The sequence below is a fragment of the Streptomyces sp. Isolate_45 genome (genome assembly GCF_024721315.2).
Lineage (GTDB): Bacteria > Actinomycetota > Actinomycetes > Streptomycetales > Streptomycetaceae > Streptomyces.
Map to the genome: position 1 here is coordinate 23,293 of NZ_JANFAK020000061.1, position 22,427 is coordinate 45,719.

Consider the following 22,427-nt stretch of genomic DNA (forward strand, 5'->3'; position numbering starts at 1 on the left):
GTCAGTTGCCCCGTCCTTCGCCGAGCACCTTGCGCACGATCGACAGCGCCGCGTCGACGTCCGCCGTGCCGATGCCGTTGTGGGTGACGGCGCGCAGCCGGCCGTGCCCGAGTTCGGCCAGCGACAGCCCGAGGTATCCGGCCGCCTCCACGAACGTCTGCCAGGTGTGGCGGGGGTCGGTGACCTTGAACATGACGATGTTGGTCCGCACGGCGGCGGGATCGGTCTCGATGCCCTCGATCTCCGCGAGCCCCAGGGCCAGGCGCAGCGCGTTGTCGTGGTCCTCCTGGAGCCGGCCCGGGTCGTCGAGGGCCACGAGGCCGGCCGCGGCGATGATGCCGGCCTGGCGCATGCCGCCGCCGAGCATCTTGCGGGCCCGGCGGACCTCGGTGATGAAGTCCTGACTGCCGGTGACCATGGATCCGATGGGCGCGCCGAGCCCCTTGGAGAGGCAGAACTGCACGGAATCGGCGTACTGCGCGATCTCGCTGGCCGGGATGCCGAGGGCGACGGCGGCGTTGAACAGGCGGGCGCCGTCCAGGTGCACGGCGACGTCGCGCTCGTGGGCCAGCTCCCACACCTCCTTCATGTACTCCTGCGGGAGCACCACACCGCCGCAGCGGTTCTGGGTGTTCTCCAGGGTGATGAGGGAGGGGAGGGCGAACTGCTCGTCCTCGGGGTCGTCGGGGAAGCCGGCGGCCAGGTCGGACACCAGGAGCCGGCCGTCGGGCTGGTTGGGGACCGCTTCGTACATCACCCCGCCGCAGACCGCGGCGCCACCGGCCTCGTAGATGTAGATGTCGCTCTCGGCGCCGACCAGCATCTTCGAACCGCGCGGGGCGTGGACGAGGATGGAGGCGAGGTTGGCCATCGTGCCGCTCGGCATCAGGCAGGCGGCCTGCTTGCCCGTCAGTTCGGCGGACCGCTCCTCCAGCCGGCGGACGGTCGGGTCCTCCCCGTACACGTCGTCCCCCAGCGGGGCGTCGTTCATCGCCCGCATCATGGCCGGGGTGGGCAGGGTGAAGGTGTCGCTGCGCAGTTCGATCATGATCAGTGGTTCCTCTTCGTTACTTCGCGGACGCGTCGGCACGCAGCCGGACGCCGATCCCGCGCAAGGCGGAGTCGAGGGCGGCGGTGACGTCCGCCGCTCCGTCGCCGCGGGCGATGATGTGGCCGAGCCGGTCGTAGGCGTTGCGCGGGGGCCGGACCTCCGCGCCCGCGGCCGCCGTGACGGTCACCCGCTCGATGCCCTCGGCGGCCGTCACCGCGTCGGTTCCGTCGATGCCGGCCAGGGTGCCGGGCCGGTCGGCGAGCAGGAACTGGATGCCCGCGTGGCCGTCGTGCCGCGCGGTGAGGTCCACCGGCAGCGCGGCGGCGGCCCGGACCTGCTGTTCCAGCAGGTCCGATCCGGTGGCCAGCCTGATCAGTTCGGGGATCATCCCGCCGGCCAGCCGCGGGTTGATCTCGATGACGGCCGGGCCGCCGGGGGTGAGCTTGACCTCGGTGTGCGTCGGCCCGAAGCGCATCCCGGTCGCCTTCAGGGCCTGGGCCACGGTCGCCTCCAGCACGGCCCGGTCGGCCTCCGGCAGCGGGGCCGGGAAGACGTGCCGGGTCTCGACGAAGTACGGCGTCCCCGTGAGGTACTTGGCGGTGATGCCGACGCAGGTCTGCCCGTCGCCGTCGCCGAACATCTCGACGCTGTACTCGGGGGCGTCGAGGTACTCCTCGATCAGCACGGTGCGGGCCGTGGGCAGCCCCCGTACGTTGTGCTCGACCGCCAGCACCCGGGCGGCGTGCTCCGTCGCCTCGGCGGTCGTGGAGCACAACAGCACGTCGTTGGAGCCGGAGTCGTCGGCGGGCTTGACCACGCACGGCAGGCCCACGGCTGCGACGCCCGCCCCGACCTGCGCGACGTCCGTCACCACGGCGAAGCGGGGCTGCGGTACGCCCGCGGCTTCGAGGGACCGGCGCAGCTCCGCCTTGTTGCGGCAGCGGGAGGTGGCGTCCTCGGGGTTGCCGGGCAGCGAGAGCCAGTCGGCCAGTCCGGCGACGCCGGGCACGTAGAAGTCACTGGTCGTCGTGATTCCGGCGATCTCCTCGCGCCGGAAGCGCTCCTGGATGGCGGTGCGCAGGGCGGACACCCGGTTCGTGTCGCAGACCACGATCTCGCAGCCCGTTTCCGCGGCACCGGCGTACCGCTCCGGCGCGCTGGTGAGCAGGACGGGGGTGAGGGAGAGCGCGGCCGCGGCCTTCAGGGCCTGGACCCCGGTGCCGCTGGTGTTGGCCTCGACGAAGAGCATGTGGCGCTTGCCGGCGGGGCGCTCGTGGAGGCCGGCGCGGGACCAGGATCGGACGGGACTGCCGTAGCCCACCGGCGCCGGGGCATCGGCGCGGGGCAGCTCCGCCAGCCGGTGCTCGGCCCAGTAGGCGTCGCTGTAGACGGTCTCGGCGTACCGGTCCCCGCGGTCGGGGAAGATCCCGACGATCCGGCTGCCCGGCTCGGCGCTCAGGGCCAGTTCGCGCAGCAGGCGGTAGACCGAGCCGGAGGTGTTGCCCGCGAAGACCTGCTGCTCCCGTGCGAGGTCGCGGGTGGCGGCGAAGGCCTCGTGGTCGTTGAGCCAGTGGATCTCGTCGATCGCGGTCCGGTCGAGGTTGTTCGGGTGGAGGCTGTTGCCGAGCCCGCTCTGGAGCCGGCCGGGCACGTCCGGCTGGTCGAAGAGGGTGCTTCCGACGGAGTCCACACCGACGACGCGCAGGCCCGGCAGGGTACGGCGCAGGGCGCGTGCCGTCCCGCACAGCGAGCCGCCGCTGCCGACCGCGCCGACCAGCACGTCGACCGGACCGAGGTCACGCAGGATCTCATCGGCCAACACCCGGTAGGCGCCGGGGTTGTCGGGGTTGCTGTACTGCTGCGGCCAGAAGGAGCCCGGCAGTTCGCGCATGAGCTCCGCCAGCCGGGCCAGCCGCGCACCCTGCCAGCCGCCGTCGGTCATGGCCGGCACGACGTGCACCTCGCAACCCAGGGCGCGCAGCTTCGCCAGGGTGGTCGGGTCGGTCCGGGGGTCGGTGACGATGTGCACCGGGTGGCCGAGCGAGCGGCCGACCAGGGCCACGCCCAGCGCCATGGTGCCCGACGAGCTCTCCACGATCGGTGCGCCCGGCCGCAGCACGCCGAGCCGGCGGGCCTCCGCCACGATGTTCTTGGCGACACGGTCCTTCATGCCGAAGGCGTTGGCGAGTTCGAGCTTGGCGTAGACCCGCGTGCCCTCGGAGGCGGGCAGGTCGAGCCGGACCAGCGGTGTGTTGCCGATCGCCTCGTTCATCGAGTCGAAGATCATGTTCATGCCCCCCAGGCGTGTGCGCTGCTCGCGGCGCGCATCTGTGCGGTGTGTGTGGTGTGTGCGGCGTTCCCGGTGCCCGCGGTGTGTGCGGCGGGTGCTTGTGGCGCCGCGCCCTTCGGCGCCGTCACCTCCACGGAGCTCGCGCTCCACACGTCGCCGTGGCCCAGCGACCGGTGCACGACGGTCGTGCCGGGCAGCGCGGCGCAGGCGGCGCGGGCGGCCGCGACCTTCCCGTCGAGGTCCGGGTCGTCGCCGGCGTAGAGGATGCCCAGCAACGTGCCGCTGTGGGCACAGGCCACCCCGAGACCACCGGTCTCCTCGCAGATCCGCCGCAGTTCGGGCAGGGTCCGTCGGGACCGGGAAGCTGCGTTGAGCTCGGCGCTGCGGGTGGCGACGCGACCCACCGCGGGCAGGTCCCGCGCCCGGACGGCGGCGCACAGCTCGTCCAGCAGGACGGCGTACTCCGCCTTGTCGGCCTCGTCGACCCGCTGCGCGGCGCGGTTGTGCGCGATCGTGTCGACCTGTCCGCCCTCGTCGTGGGCGACGATGGTCAGCGACGGCAGGACGCCCAGTCCCTCGCGCAGTTCGGCCTCGCGGTGGTAGTACGCGACGATCTCCGGGTACATGACCCCGTCGGTCGGCTCGATCTGCCGCAGGAACGATTCGATCGCCGCCGGTGCGAACGTCGTGCCCACGGCCGCGCCCACGGCGCGCACGGTGGCCACCAGGTCCGCCGAGGAACTCGCCATCCCCTTGCCCTCGGGCAGTTCGCTGTCCAGGGTCAGCGAACCGCCCCCACCGAGCCCGGCGGCGGCCAGCGCGAGCTCGGCGATGCGGACCGCCTTGCGCTTGTGCGGCGGCCAGACCACGAAGCTCTCCGAGTCCGGGGCGTGCCGGAAGAACGCCGTGCTCCACGCGGCGACCGGGAAGGTCACCATGAAGTGCCGGTCCGTGCCGGGCAGTACGCCCTGCAGGAGTTCGCCGAAGGTGCCGAACGCCGTGCCCGTGCCGCGCACGCCCGTCTCAGCCGCCGTAGGGCGCGTCTGCGTTTCCATCCCGGTCCTCCCCCGTCGTCCGGGCGGCCGCCGCCCGCTGTGCCCACTCCCGGACGAGCCGCTCGTGCTCGTCCTGCTGCGCGTCCAGTGCCGCTCCCACCGCGTCCGGGTGGGCCGACCCGGTCGACTTCATCCGGTGCAGCGCCCGCCCGACGTCGAAGGCGTCGCCCAGCGCGGCGCCCGGATCGCGCAGGACGTGGCCTTCCGCCTCCGCGGCCCGGCGCAGCAGCTCCGGGTCGCCGTCGGCGGGCTTGAGGCCCGCCGAGACCGCCGCGACGATGTACTTGCCCGCGATCACCTGGGCGCGCCGCCAGGGGATCTCCTCCGCCAGCGTCAGCGAGTTGGCGAGGGCGAAACCGCCCAGGAACTCCCGCTCGCACACCTCGGCCATCCGGTCGGTCCGGAACGTGAGGTGGCGCAGTACCTCGGTGAACAGCCGCAGGGTGCTGCGCAGCGTCTCGAAGGCCTCGTAGACGTGCGCCCCCGCTTCCTTGGAGACCTCGACCGTGTTGGAGTACGGCGTGTTGCGCTGCCCCAGGGTCACGTCGATGTGGAACGACGACAGGTGCGCGCTGCGGCCGCGGATGCGTTCCAGGATCGGGAAGTTCTTCTTCTGCGGCATGGCCGAGGAGATGCCCGACAGTTCGTCGGGCAGGTCGATGAACCCGTACTCGCTGCTGCCCCAGGCCAGCAGGTCCGTCGCGAACCGGCTCAGCGCCACTCCGAAGACCCCGAACTCGGCGGTGATCTCCAGGGCCCAGCCGCGGGAGGCGACCGACATCAGCGCGTTGGGCTGGGCCCGCCGGAAGCCCAGTAGAGCGGCCATCCGATCGCGATCCCACGGCAGTTCCTGGCCCGACATGGCGCCCGCGCCCAGCGGGCAGGCGTCGAAACCGTCGTACGTGGCGAGCAGCCGGCGCAGCGTGTGCTGGACGTGCTCGGACAGGGCTGCCAGGTAGAAGCCCGGAGTGATGATCTGGGCGGCCTGGTGGTGGGTGTAGCCGGGCATCGGCAGATCGGTGGTGGCCTCCGCCAGCCGCCGGGCCGCCTCGTGGAACTCCAGCAGCGATTCGGCGGCGCCGATGAGCCGGCCGCGGGCGAACATCAGCTGGGCGCAGGCCTGGAGGTCGTTGCGGCTGCGGTCCAGGTGCCAGGTCGGCACCGGAGCGGACAGCCCGTTCTCCACGTGCCGTTCCAGCGCGAACGCGATGTCGGACATGTTCGCCTGTTGTTGCCCGGCGACGACCTGCCGGGTCGCGCCGGCGAGCAGGCCGTCCAGTTCGCCTGCCTGGTCCTCGGTGATGAGCCGCATCCGCGCGTACTCGGCGACGAGCGCCCGCTCGATCTTCACGTAGTACGGGAGCAGGTGCTCGGCCTCGTAGGCGAACTGCGGGTCGAGGAGCTCGTCGCGCAGGAGGGAGCTGGGGCCGTTGGAGATTCGGCCGCTGAGCGTGTTGTTCATGTTCTTCCGCCTCAAGCCGCTACGGGCACGGCGTCGGGTATTTCCCGCACCGATCGGACGCCGGACAGGAGGATCACGACGCCGGAGAGCAGGACGCCGACGGCGCCGAGCACGAGGGTCTGTTGGGCGCCGATCCAGCCGCCGAGGAACCCTCCGGCGAGGGCGCCGACCGGGGTCACGCCCATCACGATCATCCGGATCGTGGCGTTCATCCGGCCTTGCAGGTGGTCGGGCGTGACGGCCGATCGCAGGCTGCGCTGGTTGACGTTGTAGACGATGACCATGGCCGAGTCGATGAAGTGCATGGCCACGATGAGCAGGGCCGCCTCGGTCCGCGGGAGCTGGGTGGCCACCGGTATGAGCAGCGCCGACAGGCCCGCGATCCCCAGGGACAGGACCATCGCGCGTCCGAGTCCGAGGAGTCGGCTCGCCCGCTCGGCGACCAGGGCGCCGACCAGGGCGCCGGCCCCGGCGGAGGCGAAGATCAGCCCGAGGAAGAACGGTTCGAGGCCCAGCGTCCGGGTGACGAAGATCAGGAAGACCGGCTCGCTCACCAGCGTGAACAGGTTGAAGACGAGCGTGGCGGTGACCAGCGTGCGGACGGTCCTGTTCCGCAGCACGGGCTTCGCGCCCTCCGCCATCTCCCGCCAGAAGTCGGCCGGCTGTGCTTCCTCGGCCGGGCCGGCCGGGACGGCCTTCGTCTCGCGATGCCCGATGAGCGCGGTGAAGACGGCCGACACCAGGTACGTGACGGAGTTGACGATCACCGCGAAGGGCGCGGAGATGACTTGGAGCAGGCCGCCGCCGATCGCGTTGCCCGCGATGTCCGAGGCGGAACCGCTCAGCTCCAGCTTGCTGTTGCCCGAGACCAGGTCCTTGCGGTCGATGAGCAGCGGCAGGTAGGAGGCGCTTCCGATGTCGGAGACCACGGTGCAGGCGCCGACCGCCAGGGACACGGCGAGCAGCAGCGGGAAGGACAGGAAGTCGCCCGCCCAGCCGATGGGCAGGAGCAGCAGGAGGGCCGCGCGCACCAGGTCGGTGAGGATGAGGATCGGACGCTTGGCGCTCCGGTCGAGCCACACCCCGGCGAACAGGCTGATGAAGAGGTAGGGCAGCCCCTCGGCCGCCACCAGCACGCCCATCTCGAACGGGGTGGCCGACAGCGAGACGGCGGCGATCAGCGGGATCGCCACGGCCGTGACCTTGGCCCCGAACAGCGACGCGGTCAGTCCGAACCACAGGTTGCGGAAGTCGGCGTGCCGCCACAGGGTCGTTCTCCTGTCGGTCATGTGCGCGGTCCTTCCGGCATGATCTCTTCCATGTCTCTCGCTATCTCCCTGACGTGCTCGGAGCGCACGATCCCGTAGTGGTCGGTGGTGAGGTCGCGCACCGTGAGGGCGCTGCCGGCGGTTCGCTCCCAGGCCCGTGCGGAGCCCGCGAGGACTCCGTCCGTGCTCCGGTAGAGCCGTACGGGTCCCGGGGGGACCGGCGGCCGGTAGGCGGCCGTGGCCAGCAGGTTCGCCCGGAAGACGGCGTGGTGACGGGCCAGCGCGGCGGGGTCCAGGCCTTCGCCCGCGTCCGCCCGCAGCAGTGCGCCGTGGACGAGCCGCAGGCCCTCCGCCTCCCGGCCGGCGGCGGCCGCCTCCGCGAGCGCCGCCGCCAGGTCGCCGGGGACGGTGAGCCCGGCGCAGAGCAGCAGGTCCTCCGCGAAGCCCACGAGCGCGGCGGCCCCGGACGGCTCGCCCGCGCCGTCGGGGTGGCCGGTGTCCACCAGCGCGAGCAGTTCGACCCGCTCGCCGGCGGCGGCCAGCCGACAGGCCATCTCGTAGGCCACGAGCCCGCCGAAGGACCAGCCGCCCAGCCTGTACGGCCCCTCCGGCCGGACCTCGCGGACGGCCCGCAGGTAGGACTCGGCCATCTCCTCGACGCTCGTCGCGACGCCGCCGTCCCCTTCGAGTCCGGCCGCGGCCAGCCCGTACACGGGCTGCTCGGGCCCCAGGGCCGCGGTGAGCTCGCGGTAGCACAGGACGCTGCCGCCGGCGGGGTGAACGAGGAACAGCGGTGGACGATCCCCGCCGGCCCGCAGGGGCACCGCCCCGCCGGTCCGCGCGGCGGCGTCCCCCCGCACGAGGCGGGCCTGTCCGGCGACGGTCGGGTTCTCGATGACGGCCGAGACCCCCAGCGCGAGCCCGTACACCGCGTTCACGCGGGAGACGAGCCGCAGCGCCAGCAGGGAGTGACCGCCCACGGCGAAGAAGTCGTCGTGCACGCCGAGCCGCCGCGCCCCGGGCAGGTCGCCGAGCAGCTCGGTCCAGACTTCCAGCAGCCGTGCCTCGGCCGCGTCCCGCGGGGGTGCGGCCGGCCGGTCGTCCGCCGCCGCGGTGTCGATCGGCTCGGGCAGGGCCTTGCGGTCGAGCTTGCCACTGCCGGTGAGCGGCATCGCGGGCAGTGCGGTCCAGGAGGACGGCACCATGTAGCCGGGCAGCGCGCCCGCCGCGTGGGCCGCGAGCAGCGACGCGGCGGCGTCGGCTCCGGGGCGCGGTACGACGTAGGCGGCGAGCCGCCCCTCACGCAGCAGGACGGCGCATTCCGCGACGGCGGGGTGGCCCGCCAAGGTGGCCTCGATCTCGCCGAGTTCGATGCGGAACCCGCGGAGCTTGATCTGCGCGTCGGTGCGGCCGCGGTACTCCAGCGCTCCGTCCGGCAGGTGCCGTACGAGGTCACCGGTCCGGTACAGGCGGCGCGTCGTCCCCGCGTGGTCGGTGTGCGTGACGAAGGCGTGCCCGGTGAGGTCGGGGCGTCGGTGGTAGCCCTCGGCCAGTCCGGTTCCCCCGAGGTGGAGTTCGCCGGTCACCCCCCGCGGGACGTGCCGGCCGTGCCGGTCCAGGACGTGCAGCTCGGTGTTGGCGATCGGGCGCCCGATCGGCACCACGCCGCTGCCGTCGTCGGCGCACTTCCAGTACGTGACGTCGACGGCCGCCTCGGTCGGGCCGTACAGGTTGTGCAGCTCCGCCGGGAACCGTGCCAGGAAGCGCTGCTGGAGGTCGTGGGGCAGGGCCTCGCCGCTGCAGATCACCCGGGTCAGCCCGGTGCACGCGGCCGTGGCCGGGTCCTCGACGAACGCCTGCAGCATGGAGGGCACGAAGTGGACGGTGGTGACCGACTCGGCGCGGATCAGCTCCGCCAGGTAGGACGGATCGCGGTGCCCGCCGGGCCTCGCCAGCACCAGCACGCCGCCGGCCAGCAGGGGCCAGAAGAACTCCCACACCGACACGTCGAAGGTGGCGGGGGTCTTCTGGAGCACCGGCTCCCCGGGCCGCAGCCCGTACTCCTGCTGCATCCACAGCAGTCGGTTGGCGATCGCCCGGTGCGACACCACCACACCCTTGGGGGTGCCGGTCGAACCCGAGGTGAAGATCATGTACGCCGGATCCCCGGGACCCGCGGGCTCCGCGGCGGCGGCGTCCACGTCGCCCCCGGCGGCGGGGTCGTCCGCCCCGGAGCCGTCCGGGCGGACGAGCGTGACACCCGGCCCGGCGGCCTTCGCGTCGTGCTCCGCGAGCGTGATGACCACGCCGATCCCGGAGTCCTCCAGGATGCCGCGCAGCCGCTGCCGCGGGTGCTCCGGATCGAGCGGCACGTAGGCGGCGCCGGACTTGAGCACCGCCAGCAGGCAAACCGGCAGCTCCAGGGAGCGCTCCAGCAGCAGCGCCACGAACCCGCCACGGCCGACGCCGCGGGAGCGCAGGCGCCCCGCCAGCTCGTTCGCGCGCCCGTCCAGCTCGCGGTAGGTCAGCGACCGGCCCTCGAACCGGACGGCCGTCGCCCCCGGCGTCAGCCGTGCCCGCTCCTCGATCAGCGTGTGCAGCACGTGCGGCCGGTCGTACGACCGGGCGGTGTCGTTCCACTCCCGGAACGTGCGGTGCTCGGCGTCGGAGAGCAGGTCGGCACTCTCGTAGCGGCCCTGCGGGTCGGTGGCCAGCGCGGCCAGCGCCGCGGCGTAGTAACCGTGGAAGAGCTCGATCTGCGCCGCGTCGAACCGGGTGGTGTCGTGGCGCAGCCCGAGGCCGAGCGCGCCTTCCGCGCCCTCCCGGAAGAACTCCGCGCCGAAGGGGAAGTTGGTGTGCGCCACCCCGTGGGAGTCGAGGACCTCCACCTCCGACTGCCCGTCCAGCGACTGCTCGACGTGGAAATGGGTGTAGTTGAAGAACGTCTCGAACGGCTCGGACACCCCGGTCCGCCGCATGATCTCCGACAGCGGGTACCGGCGGTGCCGCAGGATCTCCAGGTCCAGGTCCGCGGTCCGGCGCACCAGGTCGGACCAGGTCCCGCCCGGCAGCGGCATCCGTACCGGCAGCGTGTTGAGGAACACGCCGAGCGTCAGGTCGCCGTCCGCCTCCTCGCCGCGCCCGTTGTACACGGCGCCGGTCACGACGTCGTGCGTGCCGGTCAGCAGGCTCATGACCCGCAGGTGGGCGGCGAGCAGCACCGTCCGCAGCGGTACGCCGAGGGTGCGGGCCAGCTCGGTCAGGCCCAGGTGCACCTCCTCGGGGACCGGGCGTTCGGTGAACTCCATCAAGGCGGTCGTGTCCGCCGGCCGCCCGGCCGCCACCCGGCCCCGGGGCAGCCGGGTGAGCGTCGAGCCCGACAGCCGGTCCGTCCAGAAGCGGCGGCTGTCCTCGTCCTCGGTGGCCGCCCGCTCCAGCGCGACGTACGAGGAGAAGCGCGACCGCGGCGGCGGGTCCGCCGACGGCTGCGCGCCGGACAGTCCCCGGCCGTAGCGCAGGAGGAGTTCCGCGAAGAGGGAGCGCTCGCTCCAGCCGTCCAGGATCGCGTGGTGCTCGGTGAGGAACAGTTGGAGGGTGTCGTCCGGACGCCGCTGGACGTGGAACCGGATCAGCGGAGCCGTCCTCCAGTCGAAGAGTTCACGGCTCTCGTGCTCGAAGCGCCGGCCGGCCGCGATGTCCGCGGCGTCCGGGGTGAGGTCCCGCAGGTCCTCGAACGTCACCGGCGGGGACACCCGACGGTGGACCAGCTGCAGCGGTTCCTCGAAGCCGATCAGGTCGAAGGAGGTCCGCAGGATCTCGTGCCGGGCGATCAGGGCGGTGACGGCGTCCCGCCAGGCGCCCTCGTCGAAGCGGGCCTCCAGGCGGTACGACGAGACGTTGTGGTACTCCGAACCCTCCGTCGACAGGTCGCCGTGGAACAGCATGCCCTGCTGGAGCCGGGTCATCGGATAGGCGTCGTCGAGGCCCTCGGGCAGCAGTGCCCGGTCGGACTCCGACAGCAGGGAGAACGGTTCGTGGCCCGCGGCCGGCGCTCCGACGGCGTCCCGCGCGGGGTCGACCCGCGCGGCCCGGGCGGCGAGCGCGCGCACGGTCTGGTGGGTCATCAGGTCGTGGAAGCCGACCCGGAGCCCGGCCTCGCCCGCCTGGGCGAGCAGCCGGATGCTGCGGATCGAATCCCCGCCCAGGGCGAAGTAGTTGTCGTCGACGCCCACGCGTTCGACGCCCAGGACGCGCGACCACACCGCGGCCAGAATCCGCTCCGAGGGGGTGGTGGGCGCCGCGTACGCGCGCCCGGAGCTCCCCTGCCCGGCGCGCGGCTCGGGGAGCCGCTTGCGGTCCACCTTGCCGTTGGCCGTGAGCGGGAACTCCGGCAACACCGTGAAGGTGGAGGGGACCATGTATGCGGGCAGCCGCCGGGCGACGTGGGTGCGCAGCGCCTCCGGGTCGAGCGGGGCGGTGTCCACCGCACCCGTCGCCGCCGGCCGGGGGGTGACGTACGCGGCGAGCCGGGTGTCCCCCTCGGAGTCGGTGTGCGGCAGCACCACGGCCTCGTGGACCAGGTCGTGGGAGGACAGGGCGGATTCGATCTCGCCGAGCTCGACGCGGAAGCCGCGCAGCTGGATCTGCGAGTCGATGCGCCCGCAGTACTCCAGGTCGCCGTTCGGCAGGCGGCGTGCCAGGTCGCCCGTACGGTAGAGCCGCTCGTCCGTCCCGGCCGCGTACGGGTGGGGGACGAACCGCTCGGCGGTCAGCTCCGGCCGGTTCAGGTACCCGTCGGCGAGGCCGGCGCCGCCCACGTACAGCTCGCCCTGGACCCCGACGGGCACCGGGCGGCCGCGCGGGTCCAGTACGTACAGCCGCAGGTCCGGGATCGGCTCGCCGATGACGCTGCCGCTGCCCTCCTCGACGTCCTTCAAGGTGATGGGCCGGTAGGTGACGTGCACGGTCGTCTCGGTGATGCCGTACATGTTGACCAGCTGCGGGGTGGCGTCGCCGTGCCGGTGGAACCAGCCGCGCAGGGCGTTGGGGTCGAGCGCCTCGCCGCCGAAGACGACGTAGCGCAGGGCGAGGTCGCCGGGGTCGCCGCCGTCCGCCTCGTCGGCCCGCATGAGCTGGTGGAAGGCGGACGGGGTCTGGTTGAGCACGGTGACCCGCTGTTCGCGCAGCAGCCGCAGGAAGGCCGCGGGCTCCCGGCTCGTCTCGTACGGGACCACCACGAGGCGGCCGCCGTGGGCGAGGGCGCCCCACAGCTCCCAGACGGAGAAGTCGAAGGCGTAGGAGTGGAACAACGTCCACACGTCCCGATCCCCGAAGCCGAACCAGTGGTCGGTGGCGGTGAACAGGCGACTGACGTTGCGGTGCGGGACGAGCACGCCCTTCGGGCGGCCGGTCGACCCGGAGGTGTAGATGACGTACGCCAGGTCGTCCGGCCCGGCGCCGTCCGGCACCGGGGCGGCCGGGAAGCGCTCCAGGAGCTCCGCTCCGACTCCGAGGTCGACCACGGCCCCCTCGAACCAGGCGTCGTCGGCCCCGGCCTCCCACCAGCGCGGGCTCGCGCCGTCGGTGACGATGGTGGCCAGGCCCGAGTCCTCGGTCATGTGGCGCAGCCGGTCCACCGGGTACGCCGGGTCGAGCGGTACGTAGGCGCCGCCCGCCTTCAGCACGGCCAGCAGCGCCGTCACCAGGTCGGCGGAGCGCCCCATGCTCAGTCCGACCATCACGCCCGGGCGGACGCCGTGCTCGCGCAGCAGGTGCGCTAGCCGGTCGGACCGGCGGTCCAGCTCCCCGTACGTGACACGGGTGGCGCCGTCGATGAGCGCGACGGAGTCCGGGGCAAGGGCCGCGCGCCCGGCGAACAGCTCGTGGACCGGCCGCGGCACGGACGCCGCGGGCGTCGTGGCGGCGGGCGGCGGGGTGAGCGCGGCGTGCTCGGCGTCCGACAGCATCCGCAGGGCGGAGACGGGGACGTCGGGCTCCGCGACGAGGGCTTCGATCAGCTGCCCGTAGTGCCGGGCGAGGGCGTCCACGACGGACGCCTCGAACAGGTCGCCGCGGTACTCGAAGACCGCCGTGAGGCCCTCGGCGGTGTCGGCCACGTCGAGCGACAGGTCGAACTTCGCGGTGCCGGAGTCCGTCGCCAGCCACTCCCCGGAGATCCCGGGCAACCGCAGGCCCTGGTCGCCGACCTCGTTCATCCCGAACATCACCTGGAAGACGGGGGAGGACTCCGCGTCCCGGTCCGGGTTCTTCAGCCGGACCAGCTCTTCGAAGGGAATGTCCTGGTGCTCCTGGGCCTCCCGTACGCAGTCGCGCACCTGGACGAGGTACTCGCGGAAGGTCGGGTCCGCCGACAGGTCGGTCCGGAAGACCGTGGTGTTGACGAAGAGGCCGACCGTCGCCGCGAACTCCTCGCGGTGGCGGTTGGCGATCGGGGTGCCGACCAGCAGGTCGTCGAGCCCCGTGTAGCGGTTCAACAGGACCTTGAAGGCTGCCAACAGCCCGGTGAACAAGGTGGCGTCGACGCCGCCGCACAGACCGCGCAGTCCCTGCGCCGCCGCGGGCAGCGGGAACTCCAGGCAGGCACCCCGGCGCAGCGGGTCCGACGACGTGCCGCGCGGCCGGGTCACCGGCAGCCGCATGACGGGCAGTTCGCCGGCCAGCTTCTCCTTCCAGTACTCCTCCTGCCGCCGAGCGGCGGGGCTTTCCATCCACTCGTCCTGCCAGGAGGAGTGGTCCGCGTACTGGAACTCCACCTCCGCGAGGACGGCCCCGCGTCCACTCACCCGGGCCGCGTACACCTCGGCGAGCTCACGGAGCATGATCTCCGACGACCAGCCGTCGGAGACGATGTGGTGCATGCCGAGGAGCAGCACCGACTCCCGGTCCGTGACGCGCAGCAGCCCGACCCGGAACAGGGGGCCCCGCTCCAGGTCGAAGGGGCGCGCCGCCTCGTCCCGGATCCAGCGCCCGACCACGCCGTCGGTGCCGGCGTCGGCCGCCCCGTCGGCCGCGAGCTCGGCGACGTGCGTCTCGCTCCACTCGAAGACGGCGTCCTGGCCGATCAGCTGCACCAGCTCGCCGTCCTCGACGGCGAACCGGGTCCGCAGCGCCTCGTGCCGCTCGGTCAGCACGCGCGCGGCCTCGTACAGCGCCCCGCCGTCGACCTCGCCGCGCAGCCGGAAGAAGAGCGGCATGTGGTAGGTCGGCGCTTCCCCCGCCAGCTGCTGAAGGAAGTACATGCGGTGCTGCGCCCGCGAGGCGCGGAATTCGAAGAATTCCTCTTCGGCTGCTCCAGGCAGTCCGCTGTTCACGAAGTCCCCAATCCTAGGTACGGGCGGCCCGCGAGGCCGCCGGGCCGCTGTCGTCCGGCGTTGTTCAGCGCAGGAGTTCCAGCAGCGACCGCATCTCGTCCACGCTCATCCCGCTGATCTGCTGCCGCAGGTGCCGGTCGACCTCTTCGGCGAATCCGCGCAGCCCGGGCGCGGCGAAAACGGTGCGCAGCGGCAGTTCGAGACCGAACCGGGCACGGAATCGGCCGGTCACCTTGGTGGCGATCAGCGAATGGCCGCCCAGGTCGAAGAAGTTGTCGTCGGGGCCCACCTCGTCGAGCTCCAGCACCTCGCACCAGATCTCCGCGACGGCCCGCTGCACCGGCCCGTCGAGCGGTGCCCGTCCGACGTCCGCCCGTCCGGCGTTCTGCGCGGGGTCGGGCAGCCGGTGCCGGTCGACCTTGCCGTTGGCGTTGAGCGGCAAGCGGTCCATCACCACGAGGAACGGCGGCCGCATGTGGTCGGGGAGCCACTGGGCGAGGTGCCGGCGCAGCGACTCCACGTCCGGATCGGCTTCGGCCTCGCGGCCGGTCACGTACCCGGCGAGGCGGTAGTGGCCGGCGGCCGTGCGCTGCGCCACGACCACCGCGTCCTGGACCCGCTCGTGCTCGCGCAGGACGGATTCGATCTCGCCCAGCTCCACCCGCATGCCGCGGATCTTGATCTGGTGGTCGTTGCGGCCGGTGAACTTGATGGAGCCGTCCTGCCGCAGGTAGCCCTGGTCACCCGTGCGGTAGAGCCGCACCCCGTCGCCGAAGGGGCTCGCGACGAACGCCTGCGCGGTCTTGACCGGGTCGTTCAGGTAGCCGCGCGCCAGCCCGAGGCCGCCGATGTAGAGGTCACCGGTGACGCCCGGCGGCAGCGGGTTGAAGGCCGGGTCCAGGACGTGGACCGTGTTGTTGTCGAAGGGCGCGCCGACGCTGACCGCGCCGGCGTCCTCGGCGTCCGAGGCGTCGCAGGTGCGGATCGTGGAGTCGATGGACACCTCGGTCGCGCCCCAGGTGTTGTGCAGGGCGCCGGGCATCGTCTCCCGGAACCGGCGCACCGCCGCCGGGGTGAGGGCCTCGCCGCTGGACACGGTGTTGCGCAGGGCGGAGAGGGCGGCCCGCTCGGCCGGGGTGACCCCGTCCATCAGCAGGTTCAGCATGCTGGGTACGGTCTGCAGCAGTACGGTCCGGTAGGCCGTCGCGGCCGCCAGCACCGCCTGCGGGTCGCGGTGCAGTCCGGGCTCGATCAGCGCGATGCGGCCGCCGTACATGAGCGGCCAGAACAGCTCCAGGGCCGAGTCGTCGAAGGTCAGCGTCGTCTTGTGGAGGACCGTTTCGCCCGGCCGCAGGTCGTGCTGCTTCTGCATCCACACCATGCGGTTGACCCAGCCCTCGTGGGTGCTGGCGACGCCCTTCGGGGCGCCGGTGGAGCCGGAGGTGTAGTACACCGACACCAGGTTCCGGGGGGTCACGGCCACGTCCGGGCGGTCTGCCGACAGCGTCGCGAACGCCTCCCGGTCCTCGTCCACCCGCACCACGTGCGCCACCTCGGGCGCGTTCGCGGCCTGGTGGCCGAGCGTGAGGCAGACCTGCGCGCGGGCGTCGGCCGTGATCTGGGTCAGCCGTGCGCGCGGCGCCTCGGGGTCGAGCGGCAGGTACGCGGCGCCCGCCTTCAGGATGGCCAGCAGCCCCACGACCAGCTCGGGTGAACGGTCCATGCACAGTCCGACGACGTCGTCCGGTTCGACGCCGAGCCGCCCGAGGTGGCGGGCGAGCCGGTTGGCTCGGGCGTCCAGTTCGGCGTACGTCAGTTCCACGTCCCCGAGCACCACGGCCGCGGCGTCGGGGGTCGCGCGGACCTGGTCCTCGACCAGGGCGTGCAGGCAGCGGTCGGCGGGGAACTCCGCGGAGGTGTCGTTCCAGGCCGCCAGCCGGTCCCGCTCGGCCGCGGTGCACAGCCGGTGGCCGGCCAGGCCGGTCCGCGGGGCGTCCAGCACCTGGTCGAGCAGGCCGAGGAAGTGCGTGACGAGCCGCTCGGCGGTGGCGCGGTCGTACAGGTCGGCGCTGAACTCCAGGTCGCAGTCGAACGATCCGTCGGGCCGCCGGGTCACGAAGAGGGTCACGTCGAAGCGGGAGGTTTCGCCGTTCACCGCGACGGGCTCGGTCCGCAGGCCGTCGAGGGACAGCTCCTGCTCCTCGTGGTCCTGGTACGCGAAGACGGTCTGCACGAGCGGCGAGTGGCTGGTGACGCCTTGGAGGTTCAGCCGCTGCACGATCTGCTCGAACGGCACGTCCTGGTGGTCCAGGACGCCGACGCAGGTACCGCCGACGGTGCGCACGTACTCGGCGAAGGAGGCCCGGCCCTCGTACCGGGAGCGGAACGGGACGGTGTTGGCGAAGAACCCGACGAGCCGGTCGACGTCCGGGTGGTGCCGGCCGGCGATCGGGGTGCCGATCACTACGTCCCGCTGCCCGGTGTACTTGTGCAGGGTCAGGAGGAACGCGGACAGCAGCATCACGTAGACGGTGACGTCGTGTTCCCGGCTCGCGGCCACCACGCGGGCGCCGAGCGCGGACGGGAGCCCGAAGCGGACGTGGCCGCCGTCGTAGGACTGCACGGGCGGACGGGGCCGGTCGGCGGGGAACACCGAGACCTCCGGCGCGCCCGCCAGTTCCCGCTCCCAGAAGGCGAGCTGCTGCTCCCCGGCGCCGCCCTCCAGCCAGCCGCGCTGCCAGGCGGCGAAGTCCGCGTACTGGAGGGGTAGCGCCCCGGCCGGCGCCGCCGGGCGGCCGTGGAGGGCCGCGCCGTAGGCCTCACCGAGTTCGCCGAGGACCAACCCGGTGGACCAGCCGTCGGTGACGACGTGGTGGAAGGTGAGCAGCAGGTACGCGTCCCGGTCGCCGGTCCGCAGCAGCGTGGCGCGGAAGAGGGGGCCGGCGGCCAGGTCGAAGGGGGTCGCGAGGTCGGTACGGATCCGCTGCGCGGCGGCGGACTCGGCGGCCGCGGAGCCTTCACCGCGCAGGTCCTCGACGGCCAGGTCCACGCGCGCCGGGGACTCGACCCGCTGCACGGGGCGCTCGCCGTCGCCGACCGGGACCAGGGAGGTGCGCAGGATCTCGTGCCGCTCCGCGAGATGGCGCAGGGCGGTGCGCAGCGCCGGGACGTCGAGGTCCCCCCGGACCCGGTACACGAGCGGCTCGTTGTAGGCGGGAGTCCGTGGGTCGAGCTGGTGCAGCAGCCACAGACGCTCCTGGGCGTGGGACAGCGGCCGCGCGTTCCCGTCCACGTGCCGGCCGGGAGCGGGGGTGTGCTCCGTCTCCCCGAGGCTGACGCGGCCCTCCAGCAGGGCGGCGAGCTTGAGGGGGCTGCGCTGCTCGAAGAGCCAGGACAGCGGCACCTCGCCCGATGTCCTGGCACGGATGCGCATCATGGCCCGGGCCGCGAGGATCGAATCCCCGCCCTGGTCGAAGAAATCGGCGTCCGGGGCGTATTCGGCGAGACCGAGGACCTCACCGAATACGCCCGACAGCCACGCCACGACGTTTTCCTGCGACGGCTGTGACGGCTGTGACGGCTGCGCATCGGCAAGAGAAGACAAGGTGCCCCCGACCTCGAAGAATTCCATGTCCTCAGCCTGGCATTCGAGAACACCCGGAACGAGCGGTTCGGTGGCTCAGCAAAATGCATGACAGCAAACTGAGCACTCGACATAAGCGCTGCAAGCGGGAGAATCGGACACGGTCGGGGCGGGGTTTCCACGCAACGCAAAAAGGGGCCGGACGCTCGGTCCGGACCCCTCGATCTCCTCGAAAATCACGTACGGGAATTGCCCCGGGCCGGTTGATCGGCCCGGGGCAATTCCCGTACGTGCTGTGTTTTCGGCGTTACCGCATTGCGTTTCGTCTACTGTGCGGAAGCCGCCATCGCGTCCGCGAGGCTCTTCGGCCGCATGTCCGTCCAGTTCTCCTCGACGTACGTGAGGCATTCCTCTCGGCGGGCCTCCCCGAAAGCCGTCGTCCAGCCTTCCGGCACCGCGACGAACGAGGGCCACAGCGAGTGCTGGTTCTCGGCGTTGACCAGGACGAGGTACGTGCCGTCGGTGTCCTCGAAGGGATTGCTCATGGTGGGTTCCTCATCTCTCTCACGGCCGGTCGAGGCACTTCAGACGGCGCGGTATCCCCAGCCGGTGTCCATCAGGGCGGCGGTCCTGTGGGCGGGGCTCCCCCAGCCCGTGTCCGCCTGCACCACGGCCGGCCGCTGTTCGGCCGCCTGTCCTGCGAGGGTGGCGACGGTCACCCCCGCGACAGCCACGGTGGCGAGCGTGCAGGCGGTCCGGAACGCGGTCGTGAAGTGCCTCATCGTGCCATCCGTCTTTGGTAGTTCTGTGAGGAGGCCGGTCGGAGCCCCCTGCGCCCCCCGGGCACACCCTCACTCTTTCAGGCCGTCGCGGCCTGAACTCGTTCCACGGTGGCTCACTAACATGCATGTCAGCATGATGAGCAGTGGAGGAAAAGACATGAACACGCGAAAAGCGGACACACCCGAGGCGCCGCCCTCCTCGGACGACTTGCACGCCGTGTACCGCCACGTGCTCCGCCAGTCGCCCGTCGCCGTGGAGCACATCGCCTCCGAGGTGGGGTTGACCCTCACCGAGGCGAGCCACGCCTGCGACCGACTGACCGAACTGGGATTGATGCGCGAGGAGGGCGGGACGCCCCCCGCCTTCGTCGCAGTCGACCCGGAGACCGCCACCGAACGCGTCATCACTCCGCTGGAGCGCTCCATCCGCGCACAGCGCTCCACCGTCGAGGCCCTGCGCGATCAGCTGTCGGAGTTCGCCCGCGTGTACGAGGAGCAGCCCGCCACCCGCGACGCGCGCGGCTCCGTCGAGTTCCTGGCGACGCTCGGCAGCACCCGGGCGACCATCGCCGAACTCGCCGCGACCTGCGAGAACGAAGTCCTGACGTCCCAGCCCGGCGGCGGCCGCAGGGCCGACGTCCTGGAGGAGGCCATCGCCCGCGACGAGCTGATGCTGGAGCGCGGCGTCACCATGCGGACCCTGTACCAGCACACCGCCCGCTTCTCCCAGGGCACCCGCGAGTACGTGGAACGGGTCTCGCGGCGCGGCGCCGAGGTGCGGACGCTCGACGACCAGTTCCTGCGCCTGCTGATGTTCGACCGGAAAGTGGCCGTGGTCGGCGTCGAGGGCAACCCGGGCGCCGCGATCGTGGTGCGCGAACCCCACTTGATCCACTTCATCCTGAGCACCTTCGAGCTGTGGTGGGTCAGCGCCACCCCCTTCCCCGTGGAATGGGACAACCAGGAGGTCGCGGACATCTCGGAGCAGCTGAAGCAGCGGATCACCCTGCTGCTCAGCGAGGGGCTGACCGACCAGTCGATCGCCACCCGCATGGGCATGTCCGTCCGCACCTGCCGCCGCCACATCGCGGAGGTCATGGACCGCCTCGGTGTGAAGAGCCGCTTCCAGGCGGGCTACCTCCTCGGCACCCAGCGCGCCCAGGGCCCCTCCGCCCCACTGCCCTCCGGGCACGTGCCTTCCGCCCCGCTGCCCTCCGGCGCCCTGCCCCAGCTGCCCTACCCCGCCCCCTGACGGCGCGCGCCCTGCCTCCTCGGCGTGCCACCGCGCCGGCGCCCCTGTCCCGCGACGACATCGAAACCGGCGGGGTGTCCTTGCGCCGACGGTCGGAGGGAACGAGGCAAGTGGCCCTCCCTCCGGATCGCACAGTGAGAAGGCCCCCGAGGACTCCCACCCGGTTGCCGAATGGTCGAGCGGGCGGCCGAGCTGGTCGAACCGATCAAGCCGACGCGCAGCGCTGACGCCGGGGCGGACCTCACGGAAGCACCAGCGCCTGAATAGCACTCCGTCCACAACCCGGCTTGCAGCCACGGCCCGACGATGACGACCGGAGCGGGGTGGTTGCGCGAACGTCGCCCGCTGAGCGCGGCGGCATGCCGATGCCTGCGGGGACCCTCGCCTCAGGCCGAGGGTGGCGGTGCGGATGATTCGGCGGCGCGGCGGTATTCGGCGTTGATGCGCTGGGCTTCCTCGAGCTGGTCTTCGAGGATGACGATGCGGCAGGCGGCCTCGATGGGGGTGCCGTGGTCGACGAGTTCGCGGGCGCGGGCGGCGATGCGCAGCTGGTAGCGGGAGTAACGGCGGTGGCCGCCCTCGGAGCGGAGCGGGGTGATCAGGCGGGCTTCGCCGATGGCGCGGAGGAAGCCCTGGGTGGTGCCGAGCATGGCGGCGGCCCGGCCCATGGTGTAGGCGGGGTAATCGTCGTCGTCGAGACGGCCGAACGAGTCGTCTGCTGTCATTGAACCTCTCTCATGGAACGCGTGGAGGGGCCCTGGTGCCGTACGGCACCAGGGCCCCGAAGGAACTACTACACCATCTGTCGGCCCTGATACTGCGCCGACCCTGTGTTTCCGCCGACCCGGCCGACATGCTGCCGGGAATGCGGGGATCGCGGTTGCTTGACCGGAGACCACCTCACTATCGATGTCCTGCGGTACCCGGGCTCAGACTTCCGCCCGGGCGATCCTGATGGTGCTCGGCCCCTCCGTTCTTCCCTCGGTGATCAACTGATTACTGCTTGCACTGCTGATACTGCGGTACTGCCGGTGGCCTGACCCAGCGCCACTCTCCGGCAGCCAGCCCCGTCGCCCATCGTGCGTCTGCTCTGGCTTGGAACCCCACTGCCGAACTTCCCGGTGCGCGCGCCCGCAGCCGACGCCTTCACCGAGGTGCTGCTCATTCACTTCACTGCTGGGTACTGCGCACTGCACTTACTTCGGGTACTGCCACTGCGTTTACTGCGGTACTTCTCCCGGCGGCCCCTGATCACTGCGGGCCCCCCGGTCCGGTCGTCAGTCCCGTCGCCGTCCTGCAACAACCCTGGCTTCGGAACTCCACCACCGCACCGTCCTGCGAACTGCGACTGCGGGTACTGCTGCCCGGCAGTTCGTCTCTGCCGAGCCCTGCTGTCTCTCTGGGCTACGAGAGAAACCATAGCCAGGCTGCCGCCCAATGTCTACTCCAGCCGTCATAGATTTTCGTGCTCACCGAGGAGAGCTAGACCTTTACGGCCGCCCCAGGATGCGCAGAGCGGACTGCACCGCAGGTCAGGGGCTCTGGAGGGCGCGGCCGAGCGCGTCGCAACCGTGCTTTCAAAGGCGGATGTCGCAGAGGCGCGCGATGCCGTGCGAGCCGTCCTCGACGGTCTCCATCAGCCGGCGATGGCCGCAGAAGCCGCGGATACCGTGGTCTTGGTCGTGTCCGACCCGCACGCGCCGCGTATGCGCGCCCCTGACCTGCACGGCGGTACCGGTGGATTCGGCCGGCCCGTGGTCAACCGTCTCGCCCGAGCGACCGCGGTCACCCGTCGGGCCTCCGGCGGGAAGACGGTCAAGGCTCTTCTCGACCGGTAGTGCTACCGGTCGAGAGGACGGGACGACCGGTGCATAAAATCGGCTCTCATGTCGAAGCCTGACGAGCTGCTCGTTGACCTTGCCGCCCTGGTGGAGTCCGGGCAGAGCAATCAGATGTCCCTGACCGTGGTCACCGGTGGTGCTGTCATCACCGGTCGGCTGGCTCCCGAAGCCGTGTGGAGGCAGCGGGTGTCGGAGGTCCTGACGGACTCGGCCCGCCTGGGCGAGTTCGCCGCCATCTTCACCTCAACCACACCCCGGGAGGGGCCGCCCACCCATCTGCACTTCCATGTGGCCCGCATCCTTCAGGGCACGGTGGGGATCCCGGAGACGGGTGGGATGTACCGCGTCTCGATCGCGGACGTCAGCGCCTGGACCATGGGCGACTTCAGCTACTCCGACCACTGACCCGCGGCGCGCGGGGAACCCCTGGGTACGCGGGAGGGGGGGGGGGGGGGGGGGGGGGGGGGGGGGGGGGGGGGGGGGGGGGGGGGGGGGGGGGGGGGGGGGGGGGG

General features: G+C 72.1%; 13 protein-coding genes. 3 read left to right on the forward strand and 10 right to left on the reverse strand.

Annotated features, from left to right (window positions below):
- Position 1 precedes the first annotated feature (1 nt).
- The 9 genes from ltaE to NOD94_RS20635 all read right to left on the reverse strand — a co-directional run bounded on the left by ltaE (position 2) and on the right by NOD94_RS20635 (position 18,822).
- The gene (ltaE, locus tag NOD94_RS20595; RefSeq protein WP_281207475.1) at positions 2-1,048 is read right to left on the reverse strand and encodes a low-specificity L-threonine aldolase; all 1,047 of its coding nucleotides are present in this window, start codon (positions 1,046-1,048) and stop codon (positions 2-4) included.
- Positions 1,049-1,067: 19 nt separating this feature from the next.
- Positions 1,068-3,344: a pyridoxal-phosphate dependent enzyme gene (locus tag NOD94_RS20600; protein WP_281207476.1), complete on the reverse strand. Its 2,277-nt coding sequence runs from the start codon at positions 3,342-3,344 to the stop codon at positions 1,068-1,070.
- Positions 3,341-4,396: a kinase gene (locus NOD94_RS20605; protein WP_281207477.1), complete on the reverse strand. Its 1,056-nt coding sequence runs from the start codon at positions 4,394-4,396 to the stop codon at positions 3,341-3,343. Before NOD94_RS20605 ends, NOD94_RS20600 begins: the two co-directional genes overlap by 4 nt.
- Positions 4,365-5,858 (reverse strand): lyase family protein, encoded by a 1,494-nt coding sequence (locus NOD94_RS20610; protein ID WP_281207478.1) that lies wholly within the window; start codon positions 5,856-5,858, stop codon positions 4,365-4,367. The genes NOD94_RS20605 and NOD94_RS20610 overlap by 32 nt, the downstream gene beginning before the upstream one ends.
- A gap of 11 nt (positions 5,859-5,869) precedes the next feature.
- Positions 5,870-7,147: an MFS transporter gene (locus NOD94_RS20615; RefSeq protein ID WP_281207479.1), complete on the reverse strand. Its 1,278-nt coding sequence runs from the start codon at positions 7,145-7,147 to the stop codon at positions 5,870-5,872.
- On the reverse strand, positions 7,144-14,457 hold the full coding sequence (locus NOD94_RS20620; protein WP_281207480.1) for a non-ribosomal peptide synthetase: 7,314 nt from the start codon (positions 14,455-14,457) through the stop codon (positions 7,144-7,146). Before NOD94_RS20620 ends, NOD94_RS20615 begins: the two co-directional genes overlap by 4 nt.
- Positions 14,458-14,521: 64 nt before the next feature.
- Positions 14,522-18,001, reverse strand: coding sequence for an amino acid adenylation domain-containing protein (locus NOD94_RS20625; RefSeq protein ID WP_281207481.1), 3,480 nt, complete (start codon positions 17,999-18,001; stop codon positions 14,522-14,524).
- Between the two features lie 365 nt (positions 18,002-18,366).
- Complete coding sequence (locus tag NOD94_RS20630) at positions 18,367-18,585, reverse strand: MbtH family protein (protein ID WP_281207482.1); 219 nt, start codon at positions 18,583-18,585, stop codon at positions 18,367-18,369.
- A 39-nt stretch (positions 18,586-18,624) separates the two neighbouring features.
- Entirely contained in the window at positions 18,625-18,822 is a 198-nt protein-coding gene (locus tag NOD94_RS20635; protein WP_281207483.1) for a hypothetical protein, read from the reverse strand.
- A gap of 157 nt (positions 18,823-18,979) precedes the next feature.
- Between NOD94_RS20635 and NOD94_RS20640 the strand changes: the two genes are divergently transcribed.
- Positions 18,980-20,074: a helix-turn-helix transcriptional regulator gene (locus tag NOD94_RS20640; protein WP_281207484.1), complete on the forward strand. Its 1,095-nt coding sequence runs from the start codon at positions 18,980-18,982 to the stop codon at positions 20,072-20,074.
- A gap of 386 nt (positions 20,075-20,460) precedes the next feature.
- On the opposite strand, the gene NOD94_RS20645 is transcribed toward NOD94_RS20640, so the two are convergent.
- The gene (locus NOD94_RS20645; protein WP_281207485.1) at positions 20,461-20,799 is read right to left on the reverse strand and encodes a MerR family transcriptional regulator; all 339 of its coding nucleotides are present in this window, start codon (positions 20,797-20,799) and stop codon (positions 20,461-20,463) included.
- An 816-nt stretch (positions 20,800-21,615) separates the two neighbouring features.
- Here NOD94_RS20645 and NOD94_RS20650 point away from each other — a divergent pair.
- Both NOD94_RS20650 and NOD94_RS20655 read left to right on the forward strand, forming a co-directional pair.
- Positions 21,616-21,912: an ATP-binding protein gene (locus NOD94_RS20650; protein ID WP_281207487.1), complete on the forward strand. Its 297-nt coding sequence runs from the start codon at positions 21,616-21,618 to the stop codon at positions 21,910-21,912.
- Positions 21,913-21,960: 48 nt separating this feature from the next.
- The gene (locus NOD94_RS20655; protein WP_281207486.1) at positions 21,961-22,320 is read left to right on the forward strand and encodes a hypothetical protein; all 360 of its coding nucleotides are present in this window, start codon (positions 21,961-21,963) and stop codon (positions 22,318-22,320) included.
- Positions 22,321-22,427: the final 107 nt, after the last annotated feature.